The 14,075-nt window shown below is 56.1% G+C and carries 10 protein-coding genes; 8 read left to right on the top strand and 2 right to left on the bottom strand.

Annotated elements, in window-relative coordinates; all coding sequences use genetic code 11:
* The first annotated feature begins 1 nt into the window (after position 1).
* From A4308_RS04645 to tldD, 4 genes are all read left to right on the top strand, one after another.
* The gene (locus A4308_RS04645; RefSeq protein ID WP_023331420.1) at positions 2–595 is read left to right on the top strand and encodes a Maf family protein; all 594 of its coding nucleotides are present in this window, start codon (positions 2–4) and stop codon (positions 593–595) included.
* Positions 585–2,054: a ribonuclease G gene (gene rng / locus A4308_RS04640; protein WP_014885432.1), complete on the top strand. Its 1,470-nt coding sequence runs from the start codon at positions 585–587 to the stop codon at positions 2,052–2,054. The genes A4308_RS04645 and rng overlap by 11 nt, the downstream gene beginning before the upstream one ends.
* A gap of 42 nt (positions 2,055–2,096) precedes the next feature.
* Positions 2,097–5,894: an AsmA2 domain-containing protein YhdP gene (gene yhdP, locus A4308_RS04635; protein WP_063308476.1), complete on the top strand. Its 3,798-nt coding sequence runs from the start codon at positions 2,097–2,099 to the stop codon at positions 5,892–5,894.
* A gap of 84 nt (positions 5,895–5,978) precedes the next feature.
* Positions 5,979–7,424 (top strand): metalloprotease TldD, encoded by a 1,446-nt coding sequence (gene tldD, locus A4308_RS04630; RefSeq protein WP_023331419.1) that lies wholly within the window; start codon positions 5,979–5,981, stop codon positions 7,422–7,424.
* Between the two features lie 46 nt (positions 7,425–7,470).
* Here the strand turns inward: tldD and A4308_RS04625 are convergent, their stop codons facing one another.
* Both A4308_RS04625 and aaeR read right to left on the bottom strand, forming a co-directional pair.
* Positions 7,471–8,085: a YagU family protein gene (locus A4308_RS04625; protein ID WP_023331418.1), complete on the bottom strand. Its 615-nt coding sequence runs from the start codon at positions 8,083–8,085 to the stop codon at positions 7,471–7,473.
* 219 nt (positions 8,086–8,304) lie between these two features.
* Positions 8,305–9,231 carry an HTH-type transcriptional activator AaeR gene (aaeR, locus tag A4308_RS04620; protein ID WP_014885429.1) on the bottom strand — a complete coding sequence of 309 codons (927 nt, stop codon included), beginning with the start codon at positions 9,229–9,231 and terminating at the stop codon, positions 8,305–8,307.
* A gap of 179 nt (positions 9,232–9,410) precedes the next feature.
* On the opposite strand from aaeR, the gene aaeX reads away from it, so the two are divergent.
* The 4 genes from aaeX (at position 9,411) to A4308_RS04600 (ending at position 14,071) form a co-directional block, all read left to right on the top strand.
* Positions 9,411–9,614, top strand: a complete 204-nt coding sequence (gene aaeX, locus A4308_RS04615) for a p-hydroxybenzoic acid efflux pump operon protein AaeX (protein WP_003860416.1) — start codon at positions 9,411–9,413, stop codon at positions 9,612–9,614.
* Positions 9,615–9,621: 7 nt separating this feature from the next.
* On the top strand, positions 9,622–10,554 hold the full coding sequence (aaeA, locus tag A4308_RS04610; RefSeq protein WP_014885428.1) for a p-hydroxybenzoic acid efflux pump subunit AaeA: 933 nt from the start codon (positions 9,622–9,624) through the stop codon (positions 10,552–10,554).
* A 5-nt stretch (positions 10,555–10,559) separates the two neighbouring features.
* The gene (gene aaeB, locus A4308_RS04605) at positions 10,560–12,527 is read left to right on the top strand and encodes a p-hydroxybenzoic acid efflux pump subunit AaeB (RefSeq protein ID WP_014885427.1); all 1,968 of its coding nucleotides are present in this window, start codon (positions 10,560–10,562) and stop codon (positions 12,525–12,527) included.
* A gap of 89 nt (positions 12,528–12,616) precedes the next feature.
* Positions 12,617–14,071 (top strand): NAD-dependent succinate-semialdehyde dehydrogenase, encoded by a 1,455-nt coding sequence (locus A4308_RS04600; protein ID WP_023337864.1) that lies wholly within the window; start codon positions 12,617–12,619, stop codon positions 14,069–14,071.
* Positions 14,072–14,075 lie beyond the last annotated feature (4 nt).

Below are 14,075 nucleotides of genomic sequence, written 5' to 3'. Positions count from 1 at the left end.
TATGACGTCTTTGTATCTCGCTTCCGGTTCCCCGCGCCGTCAGGAACTCCTGACCCAGTTAGGGGTATCTTTTGAACGCATCGTGACCGGCATTGAAGAAAAACGTGCTGAGGGCGAAAGTGCGCAGCAATATGTCTCTCGTCTGGCGCGCGAGAAAGCGCAGGCGGGCGTGGCGTTAGCGCCCCGCGATCTGCCAGTGCTGGGAGCAGATACCATCGTTATCCTTAATGGTGAAGTGCTTGAGAAACCGCACGATACCGAACATGCGGCGCGTATGCTGCGCAAAATGTCCGGGCAAACGCATCAGGTAATGACGGCGGTCGCGCTGGCGGATAGCCAGCACGTGCTGGATTGTCTGGTGGTAACCGATGTCACGTTCAGAGTACTTACCGACGACGAGATCGCCGCTTATATTGCCAGCGGTGAACCGATGGATAAAGCAGGTGCATACGGTATTCAGGGGCTGGGTGGCTGTTTTGTCAGGAAGATTCATGGCAGCTATCACGCCGTAGTCGGCTTACCGCTGGTGGAAACGTATGAGTTGCTGAGCAATTTTAACTCACTGCGTGAGGGAAGGGATAATTATGACGGCTGAATTGTTGGTAAACGTAACGCCATCGGAAACCCGTGTGGCCTATATTGACGGTGGCATTCTTCAGGAAATTCATATTGAGCGTGAAGCGCGGCGCGGAATAGTAGGCAATATCTACAAAGGTCGTGTCAGTCGTGTACTGCCGGGTATGCAGGCGGCTTTTGTAGATATTGGTCTGGATAAGGCGGCATTTTTACATGCCTCCGATATCATGCCGCACACCGAGTGCGTTGCGGGCGAAGAGCAAAAGCAGTTTGCCGTGCGCGATATTTCCGAACTGGTGCGTCAGGGCCAGGACTTAATGGTGCAGGTGGTGAAAGATCCCCTGGGCACCAAAGGCGCCCGTCTTACCACCGACATCACCTTACCCTCCCGTTATCTGGTCTTTATGCCCGGCGCGTCACACGTCGGCGTTTCGCAGCGCATTGAGAGCGAAAGCGAGCGCGAGCGTCTGAAGAAAGTGGTCAGCGCCTACTGCGATGAACAGGGCGGGTTTATTATCCGCACCGCCGCGGAAGGGATCAGCGAAGACGATCTGGCATCCGATGCCGCTTACCTTAAGCGCGTCTGGACCAAAGTGATGGAGCGTAAAAAACGCAACCAGACCCGCTACCAGCTTTACGGTGAGCTGGCGCTGGCTCAGCGCGTTCTGCGTGACTTTGCCGATGCGCAGCTCGACCGCATTCGTGTGGACTCTCGCCTGACGTATGAAGCGCTGCTGGAATTTACCGCTGAATACATCCCGGAAATGCCGGGCCTGCTGGAGCACTACACCGGGCGTCAGCCTATCTTCGATCTCTATGATGTCGAAAACGAGATCCAGCGTGCCCTGGAGCGTAAGGTTGAGCTCAAGTCCGGCGGGTATCTGATTATCGATCAGACCGAAGCGATGACCACCGTCGATATCAACACCGGCGCGTTTGTTGGCCATCGCAACCTCGATGACACCATCTTCAACACCAACATTGAAGCCACGCAGGCGATTGCCCGCCAGCTGCGTCTGCGCAATCTCGGCGGCATTATTATCATCGACTTCATCGATATGAGTAATGAAGACCACCGCCGCCGCGTGCTGCATTCACTGGAGCAGGCGCTGAGTAAGGATCGCGTGAAAACCAGCATCAACGGGTTCTCACAGCTGGGGCTGGTGGAAATGACGCGTAAGCGCACCCGTGAAAGCGTTGAGCATGTGCTGTGTAATGAATGCCCAACCTGCCATGGACGCGGAACGGTAAAGACGGTTGAGACCGTCTGCTACGAAATTATGCGTGAAATCGTCCGTGTTCATCACGCCTACGACTCCGACCGTTTTCTGGTCTATGCTTCCCCTGCGGTGGCGGAAGCGTTGAAAGGCGAAGAGTCGCACGCGCTGGCGGAAGTGGAAATCTTTGTCGGCAAACAGGTAAAAGTACAAATTGAACCGCTCTATAACCAGGAGCAGTTTGACGTTGTGATGATGTAAAACGCAGTACGCTGCGTGACGAAAGCTGACAAGGAGAGATGCGTGAGGCGATTGCCGGGGATTTTATTGCTTACAGGGGCAACGCTGGTCGTGATTGTCGCGTTGCTCGTGAGCGGGCTACGCCTCGTTTTGCCGCATCTCGACAGCTGGCGTCCGCAGCTGCTGGCAAAAATCGAATCCACCACCGGTGTGCCGGTCGACGTAAGCCAGCTAAGCGCCAGCTGGCAAAATTTTGGCCCGACGCTCGACGTCCGGGATATCAATGCCAGCCTGAAAGATGGCGGCCATCTGAAAATCAAACGCGTGACCCTGGCGCTGGACGTCTGGCAAAGCCTGCTGCATCTGCGCTGGCAGTTTCGCGATCTCACCTTTTACCAGCTTCAGTTTCTGACCAATACGCCGCTAACGGGCGGTGAGGATAATCAGGGCCTGGAAGCCAACCGCTTCAGCGATCTCTTCCTCCGCCAGTTCGATCATTTCGATCTGCGCGACAGCGAAGTGAGCTTTATTACCCTTTCCGGCCAGCGCGCCGAACTGGCGATCCCACAGCTAACCTGGCTTAACGGCAAGAACCGACACCGCGCGGAAGGACTGGTGAGCCTGTCCAGCCTGAACGGCCAGCACGGCGTGATGCAGGTACGTATGGATCTGCGCGACGATGACGGTCTGTTAAACAACGGTAAAGTCTGGCTGCAGGCCGACGATGTGGACGTGAAGCCCTGGCTCGGCGACTGGTTACAGCAAAACATGCAGCTGGAAACCGCCCGCTTTAGCCTTGAGGGCTGGCTAACCCTGACGAAGGGAAAATTCGCCAGCGGCGATATCTGGCTGAAGCAAGGGGGCGCAAGCTGGAAGGGCGAAAATCAGCAGCATCAGCTTTCCGTCGATAACCTCACCGCGCATGTGACGCAGGAGAAAGAGGGCTGGCAGTTTGCTATTCCGGATACGCGCATCACGATGGACGGCAAGCCGTGGCCGCGCGGTGCGCTGACGCTGGCCTGGATGCCGGAGCAGGACGTGGGCGGCGCGGCCAGTAAACGCAGCGATGAGCTGCGTATCCGCGCCAGTAACCTGGATCTGACAGCCATCGAAGGCCTGCGCTCAATGGCGGCGAAACTCTCCCCGGATTTGGGCGAGATTTGGCTGGCAACGCAGCCGAGCGGCAAGATTGATGCGCTGGCGCTGGATATCCCGCTTCAGGCCACAGATAAAACCCGTTTCCAGGCCTCGTGGAACGATCTTGCCTGGAAGCAGTGGAAGCTGCTTCCGGGAGCCGAGCACTTCAGCGGCAAGCTGGAAGGCAGTGTGGAAAACGGCAGGCTGACGGTGGATATGCACAACGCCAAAATGCCTTACGAGACGGTCTTCCGTGCGCCGCTGGAAATTGAACAGGGCAATGCGGTGCTGAACTGGCTCCGTAATGATAAGGGCTTCCAGCTTGATGGCAGGCATATCGACGTCAAAGCCAAAGCGGTACATGCACGCGGCGATTTCCGCTACCTGCAGCCAGATGGCGATGAGCCCTGGCTGGGTATTCTGGCCGGCATCAGTACCGATGATGGTTCTCAGGCCTGGCGCTATTTCCCGGAAAACCTGATGGGGAAAGCGCTGGTCGACTATCTGAGCGGCGCGATTCAGGGCGGTCAGGCGGATAATGCCACACTGGTCTACGGTGGTAATCCGCATCTTTTCCCGTACAAACATAATGAAGGTCAGTTCCAGGTGCTGGTGCCGCTGCACAACGCCACCTTCGCGTTCCAGCCTGGCTGGCCTGCGCTGAAAAACCTGGATATCGAACTTAACTTCCTCAATGACGGCTTATGGATGAAGTCTGACAGCGTTGCGCTGGGCGGCGTGACGGCCAGCAACCTGACGGCTAACATCCCGGACTACTCAAAAGAGAAGCTGCTTATCGATGCCGACATCAACGGTCCAGGTAAAGCGGTGGGGCCGTACTTTGAGGAGACGCCGCTGAAAGAGTCGCTGGCGGCGACGCTGCAGCAGCTCCAGCTTGATGGCGATGTGAATGCTCGCTTACATCTTGATATCCCACTTGACGGTGAGATGACCACCGCCAAAGGTGATGTCCGTCTGAAGAACAACAGTCTGTACATTAAACCGCTTGAGAGCACCCTGAAAAACCTCAGCGGGCAGTTCAGTTTTGTGAATGGTAACCTCAAGAGCGAGCCGCTGACCGCCAGCTGGTTTAATCAGCCGGTGAATATTGACTTCACAACCACTGAGGGTGAAAAAGCTTACCAGGTGGCCGTCAATCTGGACGGTAACTGGCAGCCTGCGCGTATGGACGTCCTGCCGAAGCCGATCGCGTCATCAGTGGATGGCGCGGTAGCCTGGAATGGCAAAGTGGCTATTGTGCTGCCTTATCACGCAGGCGTGCAGTATAAGGTCGACATCACGGGTGACCTGAAAAACATCCACAGCCAGTTGCCCGCGCCGCTGGATAAACAGGCCGGACAATCGCTGCCGGTGAAGGTCAACGTCGATGGCAACCTGAACAGCTTTGCGTTGACCGGAAATGCGGGCAGCACAAACCATTTCAACAGCCGCTGGCTGCTTAATCGCAAACTCACCCTCGACAGGGCTATCTGGACGACGGACAGCAAAACCACGCCGCCGCTGCCCGACCATGCGGGCGTTGAGCTCAATCTTCCGCCGATGGATGGCGCGGAGTGGCTGGCGCTGTTCCAGAAAGGCGTTGGACAAAACGTGGATGAAGCCGTCCAGTTCCCGCAAACCGTTACGGTACGCACGCCGTCGCTGATGTTGGGCGGACAGCAGTGGAACAACCTTAGCATTGTTTCTCAGCCCACCGCGAATGGCTCCAAAGTGGAGGCGCAGGGCCGGGAGATCAACGGCACGCTTACCATGCGTAATAACGCGCCGTGGCAGGCAGCGATTCGCTATCTCTACTACAACCCGGCCACCGCGAGTAAAGATCAACCGGCGAACACATCGCCGCTGAGTCAAGCCTCCCGCGTCGATTTTAGCGGCTGGCCCGATCTCCAGCTGCGCTGCGCGGAATGCTGGCTGTGGGGGCAAAAATATGGCCGTATCGACGGCGATTTTGCCATCCAGGGGAATACGCTTACGCTCTCCGGCGGCCTGGTCGATACCGGTTTTGGCCGCATGACGGCCGCAGGGGAATGGGTCAATAACCCGGGCGAACAGCGTACCTCCCTGAAGGGCGACATTAAAGGCAACAAACTGGATGCGGCAACCAATTTCTTTGGCATCACTACGCCGCTGCGGGGATCGTCATTTGACGTGAATTACGATCTTCACTGGCGAGACGCGCCGTGGAAGCCAGACGAAGCGTCACTGAACGGTATTTTAAAAACCCGCTTTGGCAAGGGGGAAATCGCCGATGTGAGCACGGGGCGAGCCGGGCAGATCCTGCGCCTGCTGAGTTTTGATGCGCTGCTGCGCAAGCTGCGCTTCGATTTCAGCGACACCTTCAGCGAAGGTTTCTACTACGATTCCATCCGCAGCACGGCGTGGATAAAGGACGGCGTGATGCATACGGATGACACGCTGGTAGACGGCCTGGAAGCGGATATCGCCATGAAAGGCTCAGTCAATCTGGTACGCCGTGAGCTGGATATGGAAGCCGTGGTGGCGCCGGAAATTTCCGCGAGCGTGGGCGTGGCGGCGGCGTTTGTGGTGAACCCGATAGTCGGTGCGGCGGTATTTGCTGCCAGTAAAGTGCTGGGCCCGCTGTGGAGCAAAGTCTCGATTCTGCGCTATCGCATTACCGGTCCGGTGGATAAACCCCAGATTAACGAGGTACTGCGCCAGCCGCGCAAAGATGCACAGCAATGATTTGACGTGGGCAGGTAATTGCCTCACTCTCAATAAATACGATTTTTATACCGCCATGGGCGGCAACGAACGAGTAGCAATACGATGAGTCTGAACCTGGTAAGTGAACATTTGCTCGCAGCGAACGGCCTGAGCCATCAGGACCTGTTCTCCATTCTTGGTCAACTGACCGAACGCCGTCTCGACTACGGCGATCTCTATTTCCAGTCGAGCTATCACGAATCCTGGGTTTTAGAAGACAGCATCATCAAAGATGGTTCTTATAACATTGACCAGGGCGTCGGCGTGCGCGCCGTCAGCGGTGAGAAAACCGGTTTTGCCTATGCCGACCAGATTAGCCTGGCTGCACTGGAGCAAAGTGCGCAGGCTGCACGTACCATTGTGCGTGATACTGGCGATGGCCGTGTGAAAACCCTCGGTGAAGTGTCGCACTCTGCGCTCTATACCAGTATCGATCCGCTGCAAAGCATGAGCCGCGAAGAGAAGCTGGATATTTTGCGCCGCGTGGACAAAGTGGCGCGTGCTGCAGATAAACGCGTGCAGGAAGTCTCTGCCAGCCTGAGCGGTGTTTATGAACTGATTCTGGTGGCGGCAACGGACGGTACGCTGGCCGCCGATGTGCGTCCGCTGGTGCGTCTTTCCATCAGCGTGCAGGTTGATGACAACGGTAAACGCGAGCGTGGCTCCAGCGGCGGCGGCGGTCGTTTCGGCTATGACTGGTTCCTGGGCGATGTAGATGGCGAAGCGCGCGCTGACGCGTGGGCAAAAGAAGCCGTGCGCATGGCGCTGGTGAATCTTAATGCTGTTGCGGCTCCCGCCGGGACATTCCCGGTGGTGCTGGGCGCAGGCTGGCCGGGCGTGCTGCTGCACGAAGCGGTGGGCCACGGTCTGGAAGGCGACTTTAACCGTCGCGGGACATCCGTGTTCAGCGGTCAGATTGGACAGCTCGTCTCATCTGAGCTGTGCACCGTGGTGGATGATGGCACCATGCCTGACCGTCGCGGTTCGGTGGCTATCGATGATGAAGGTACGCCAGGCCAGTACAATGTGCTGATTGAAAACGGCGTGCTGAAAGGTTACATGCAGGACAAACTCAACGCGCGCCTGATGGGTGTCGCGCCAACGGGTAATGGCCGTCGTGAATCTTACGCGCACCTGCCAATGCCGCGCATGACCAACACTTACATGTTGCCGGGCAAATCCACGCCGCAGGAGATTATCGAGTCTGTAGATTACGGTATCTTTGCGCCAAACTTTGGCGGCGGCCAGGTGGACATCACCTCCGGTAAATTTGTCTTCTCTACCTCAGAAGCGTATCTGATTGAGAAGGGCAAAGTGACCAAAGCGGTAAAAGGTGCGACGCTGATTGGCTCCGGTATTGAAGCCATGCAGCAGATCTCGATGGTCGGTAACGATCTGAAGCTGGATAACGGCGTGGGCGTCTGCGGTAAAGAGGGCCAGAGCCTGCCGGTGGGCGTGGGCCAGCCAACGCTGAAAGTGGACAACCTGACGGTAGGCGGCACAGCCTGACCTGAATCGGCATAAAAAATGGCGCTACTGATGTAGCGCCTTTTTTTTAACGTAAGTTACCCAGCGGTATCTCCGGATCCGGCTCGTGTGTGATGCGGTTACGCAAGTCACGACGAATAATTTCGATCGACCAGAACCAGACCAGATGGCCTACGATCTCTGAAACGTGTTCATACCACGGCAGCTCAAACAGCGGTGGCGTCAGCCCCATCAGCGGGAAGGAGATCATATGCACAAAGAGCTGAGCTAACGCACCCGCCAGCAAACCCTGCCAGAGTTTAATTTTCGGGAAGACTTCAGCCACGACACAATAGCCAACAGCGAAGACGATTGAGAAAATAATATGCGTCACGCCAACCCAGTTAAATATATGTCCGGCAAATGTATAAACTGCCGCGTTAGGATCAACAACGCCCAGCCAGTCGCGTAAAAATACATAGGGAGGGTTTAAAAAATTGCGGGAACAGTCAATCTGGCTTGCGGCTCTTATTAATTGCTCGGGTCCGCATGCGCCGGTGAATAAGTCGGAGGGGCTGCGTGGTGGAAGCGGTACTTCGGCTCCCCATTTGACAAACGCGGAGACAATCCCTGCAATTAAACCGATGAACGCGGCGAGTCCATAGCGCCTGCGTGAAGGCGGTGTTTGTTCAAATAGATTCATTTCTTTTCCTTGTTTAACGTCATCCTGCGGAATACATTTTATTATTCATATCAGCAACAAATTAATAACAGTCTGACGAGCAGACTGCATATAAAGTAATGGGGTGGCGGCAGTAGTGTCAATTCTCTATTCCTGATAGTGGTGAAGGAATATTCCTGAATCAACAAGGGATTCATCCTGGGAATATTCATTGCCTCTATGCGTTCAGAAATAAATTGATTATTCCTTTCTTCTTCCCCGCATCCCCTGAAACAGCTCCGCCACGTCCACAAAATAGTCGGTCAGATAGTTGATACACACCTGCACTTTGAGCGGCAGCTTGTCCTTTTCGGTATACAGGGCGTAGACCGGGCGCGGATCGGATTGATAGCGAGGGAAAAGGATCTCCAGCACGCCGCTGTTGATCTCATTGATCACCCACATCAACGGGACGTAGGCGATCCCCGCACCGGCCACCAGCCAGCGCGAAATGGTCATCGGATCGTTAGTGACGAATCGTCCTTCCGGCAGCAGCCGGGTGGAGATCCCCTCCGGGGCAATCAGCTCGAATTCATTGTCGGGTCGCACGCTGTACTCCAGCCAGGAGTGGTTGGTGAGATCCGCGGGTTTCTCCGGAACGCCGTACTGCGCAAGATAGCTTTTCGAGGCGCAGACAACCATCGGCATGCTGCCCAGTCGACGCGAGAAGAGGCTGGAATCCTGCAACGCCCCCACGCGGATCACCACGTCCAGACCATCGGCGATCAGATCCGGCGCCGGGATACCCGTCACCAGATTGACGGTAAGCCCGGGGTACTCCTTCAGCATATCCGCGGTCATGGCAGCGAGTACATTTTGTGCCATAGTTGAAGAACACCCTATACGGAGTGTGCCGATCGGGGTGTTGTTAAAGGCGTAGAGCTGTTCATGGACGTCTTGTACTTCGTGCATCATGCGTCGGCAGCCCTGATAGTAAATTTTACCCGCCTCCGTCAGCCCAATGCTGCGGGTACTGCGGTTGAGCAGCTTGACCTGTAGCTCATCTTCCAGTTTAGAGACCGTCTGGCTAATGGATGATACGCTCATCTGAAGCTGACGTGCCGCGGCGGTAAACGAACCCAGTTCAACCACTTTGGCGAAGACCGACATGCGTTTTAAACGTTCCATTGTTCACTCTGGCTTAAAAGTGATTTAGATCACATATTATAGATAACAGCATAACAGTTACGTTAATATATTATTAATTACATAACGGCTGCGCCATTCTCGCCCGACGTTTCTTGCTCTTCTGCGATGGCGTGCGCTAAAAAATTCTGAAGCCTGCACTCTCTCTTATCAAGGTCAACATGAGTCTGTTTCCCGTTATCGTGGTGTTCGGTCTGTCGTTCCCACCGATATTTTTCGAGCTACTTTTATCACTGGCGATCTTCTGGCTGGTGCGCAAGGTGCTGGTCCCTACCGGGATTTACGATTTCGTCTGGCACCCTGCATTGTTCAATACCGCGCTGTATTGCTGCCTGTTTTACCTGATATCGCGCATGTTTGTCTGAGGTTGATGTGAAAACGCTAACAAGAAAAATCTCCCGCACTGCCATCACGATGGCCCTGGTTATCCTCGCCTTCATCGCTATTTTTCGTGCCTGGGTCTATTACACCGAATCACCGTGGACGCGTGATGCGCGCTTCAGCGCGGATGTCGTGGCCATCGCCCCCGATGTGGCTGGTCTAATCACGGCGGTGAATGTTCACGATAACCAGCTGGTGAAAAAAGATCAGGTTCTGTTCACCATCGACCAGCCTCGTTACCAGAAGGCGCTGGAAGAAGCGGAAGCAGATGTCGCCTATTACCAGGCGCTGGCATCGGAAAAACGCCGTGAGGCGGGCCGCCGTAACCAGTTGGGCGTTCAGGCCATGTCCCGTGAAGAGATAGACCAGTCTAACAACGTGCTGCAAACCGTGCTGCACCAGCTGGCGAAAGCGCAAGCCACGCGCGATCTCGCTAAGCTCGATCTGGAGCGCACCGTGATCCGCGCGCCATCCGACGGCTGGGTCACTAACCTCAATGTCTATGCCGGGGAGTTTATTACCCGTGGCTCCACTGCCGTGGCGCTGGTTAAACAGAACTCCTTCTACGTGCTCGCCTATATGGAAGAGACCAAGCTGGAAGGCGTGCGTCCGGGTTATCGTGCGGAAATCACGCCGCTGGGCAGTAACCGCGTCTTCAAAGGTACCGTCGACAGTGTCGCTGCAGGGGTGACCAACTCCAGCAGCTCTAACGATACCAAAGGAATGGCGACGGTGGATTCCAACCTGGAATGGGTGCGTCTGGCGCAGCGTGTGCCGGTACGTATTCACCTTGATGAACAGCAGGGCAACCTGTGGCCGGCGGGGACCACGGCGACGGTGGTGATCACCGGTGAAAAAGATCGGGATGCCAGCCAGGACTCCTTCTTCCGTAAAATTGCCCATCGCCTGCGCGAGTTTGGTTAATCGCCATGGGTATCTTTTCCATCGCCAGCCAGCACATTCGCTTCGCCGTGAAGCTGGCCTGTGCCATTGTGCTGGCGCTGTTTGTTGGCTTTCACTTCCAGCTTGAAACCCCTCGCTGGGCGGTCCTGACGGCTGCAATAGTTGCGGCGGGTCCTGCCTTTGCCGCTGGCGGGGAACCCTATTCTGGCGCGATCCGCTATCGTGGGATGCTGCGTATCATCGGGACGTTTATCGGCTGTTTCGCAGCACTCACCATTATTATTCTGATGATCCGCACGCCATTGTTGATGCTGATGGTGTGCTGTATCTGGGCGGGTTTCTGCACCTGGATTTCGTCTCTGGTGAAAGTGGAAAACTCCTACGCCTGGGGGCTGGCGGGTTATACCGCGCTGATTATTATCATCACCATTCAGTCTGAACCTTTGCTCGCGCCGCAGTTTGCAGTGGAGCGCTGCAGCGAGATTGTGATCGGTATTGTGAGTGCGATTGTCGCTGACCTGCTTTTCTCTCCACGCTCCATCAAACAGGAAGTCGACCGTGAACTTGACGCGCTGATCGTTGCCCAGTACCAGCTGATGCAGCTGTGCATTAAGCATGGCGACAGTGAAGAGGTGGATAACGCCTGGAGCGGGCTGGTTCGCCGGACGCAGGCGCTGGAGGGGATGCGTAGCAACCTCAACATGGAGTCCTCGCGCTGGGCCCGTGCGAACCGCCGCCTGAAAGCCCTCAATACTGTCTCCCTGACGCTGATTACCCAGGCGTGCGAAACGTATCTCATCCAGAACACCCGTCCGGAAGCGGTCACCGATACGTTCCGTGAGCTGTTTGCCGAGCCGGTGGAAACCGTGCAGGACGTGCATAAACAGCTTAAGCGTATGCGTCGGGTGATCGCCTGGACCGGGGAGCGCGACACGCCGGTGACCATCTACACCTGGGTCGGGGCCGCGACGCGCTATCTGCTGCTGAAACGTGGCGTGATCGGCAACACCAAAATTAGCGCGGCGGAAGAAGAGGTCCTCCAGGGTGAAGTGGTCATCAAGGCCGAATCTGCCGAACGTCACCACGCGATGGTCAACTTCTGGCGTACCACGCTTGCCTGTATGCTCGGTACGCTGTTCTGGTTGTGGACAGGCTGGACGTCTGGCAGCGGCGCGATGGTGATGATTGCCGTTGTGACCGCACTGGCGATGCGTCTGCCTAACCCGCGTATGGTTGCCGTTGATTTCCTCTACGGTACCATTGCCGCCCTGCCGATAGGGGCGCTCTATTTCCTGGTCATCATCCCGTCGACGCAACAAAGCATGTTGCTGCTCTGTATTAGCCTGGCGGTGATGGCGTTCTTTATCGGCATTGAAGTGCAAAAGCGTCGCCTGGGATCGCTGGGGGCGCTGGCGAGTACGATTAACATCATCGTGCTCGATAACCCGATGACTTTCCATTTCAGCCAATTCCTCGACAGCGCGCTGGGCCAGCTGGTGGGCTGTTTCCTGGCGATGATGGTCATTCTGCTGGTGCGAGATAACTCACAGGCGCGGACGGGGCGTGTGTTATTGAATCAGTTTGTTTCTGCCGCCGTGTCGTCGATGACCACCAATACGGCGCGTCGTAAAGAGAACCACCTCCCGGCGCTCTATCAGCAGCTGTTTTTACTGCTGAACAAGTTTCCGGGCGACATCGCGAAGTTCCGCCTGGCGTTAACCATGATTATCGCGCACCAGCGTCTGCGCAGTGCACCGGTGCCGATCAACGACGATCTCTCCGCCTGGCACCGTCAGCTGCGTCGTACCGCGGACCATGTGCTTTCCGCCAGCAGTGATGACAAACGTCGCCGTTACTTTACGCAGCTGCTTGAAGAGCTCGATATCTATCAGGAAAAGCTTAAGCACTGGGATGCACCGCTTCAGGTCACCGAACCGGTAGGGCGGCTGGCGCTGATGCTGCGTCGCTATCAAAATGCCCTCACCGATAACTGACTGAAGTAAAAAAACCGACGCCAAAAGCGTCGGTTTTTTTGTGGCTATACTTATTCCAGCACGTTCTTACATTCAGAAAGGGAGGACACATGACGACCCAGGCGCTTCAGGACAATACCCTTTTTCAGACCGGCTATCTGGTTAACGGCCTCTGGAAACCGCTGGATACGACGTTTGATGTGCTTAACCCGGCTACCGGGGAAGTCATCGCCCGCGTCGCGAAAGCCGGCAAAGCAGAGACCGAAGCAGCAATTGCTGCCGCCACCCAGGCCTTCCCTGCATGGCGCGCCAAAACCGCGAAAGAGCGTTCGGCCATTCTTTATCGCTGGTACGAACTGATTATTGAGAATAAAAGCTGGCTCGGACGGCTAATGACCACCGAACAGGGTAAGCCCCTGAAAGAAGCGGAAGGTGAAGTGGAGTACGCCGCCAGCTTTATCCAGTGGTTTGCCGAAGAGGCCAAGCGTGCGAACGGTGAAATTATTCCGCCGATCAAACCCGGCTCGCGCATTCTGGCGACCCGTGAACCGATAGGTGTTGTCGCGGCTATCACGCCGTGGAACTTCCCGATGGCGATGCTCACCCGCAAGTTAGGCCCGGCGCTGGCAGCCGGATGCACCGGGGTAATCAAACCGGCCAATAACACGCCGCTCAGCGCTTTTGCGCTGCTGACGCTGGCAAAACAGGCCGGCGTACCGGATGGGGTACTCAACGCGGTCGCCGGGAATACGCACGAAATCAGCGACGCGATTATGGCCAGCCGGGACGTGCGAAAAATCTCCTTCACCGGCTCGACATCGGTTGGCAAAACGCTGGTGCGTAACGCCGCAGAAACCATGAAAAAAGTCTCGATGGAGCTGGGGGGAAATGCTCCGTACATCGTCTTTGAGGATGCAGACATCGACGCGGCTGTGAAAGGCGCGATCGCCAATAAGTTTCGCAATGCCGGGCAGGTGTGCGTCAGCGTGAACCGCTTCTATATTCAGGAAACCGTCTACGACAAATTCGTGAATAAACTTGCTGATGCAGTGAATGCGCTGAAGGTGGGAAATGGTCTTGAGGACGGCGTCGTCGTCGGGCCGTTGATTGAAGGCGCAGCGGTCGACAAGGTACGTGAACATGTTGACGACGCTGTTGCGCGTGGCGCAACCGTGCTGGCGGGCGGTAAACCTCATTCCCTTGGCGGCAATTTCTGGATGCCAACCGTACTGGGGGACTGTCATGAAGGGATGAAGCTGGCAGAAGAGGAGACGTTTGGCCCGGTCGCGGCGTGCTTCCGTTTCACTTCAGAAGATGAAGTCATCCAGCGTGCCAACAACACGCCTTATGGTCTGGCGGCGTACTTCTATACACAGAATCTCTCGCGGGTCTTCCGCGTTTCACAGGCAATTGAAAGCGGAATGATTGGGATTAACGAGTGCGCCGTCTCCACAGAGCTGGGGCCCTTTGGCGGCGTAAAAGAATCCGGCCTGGGGCGTGAGGGATCGGTGCTGGGGCTGGAAGAGTATCTGGAAGTTAAAACCCTGCATATCGGGGGATTATAATAGA

The organism is Enterobacter sp. ODB01 (assembly GCF_001623605.1).
GTDB lineage: Bacteria > Pseudomonadota > Gammaproteobacteria > Enterobacterales > Enterobacteriaceae > Enterobacter > Enterobacter kobei.
Note: the sequence above shows the minus strand (reverse complement) of the source record. Positions and strands in the feature narration are given on the sequence as shown.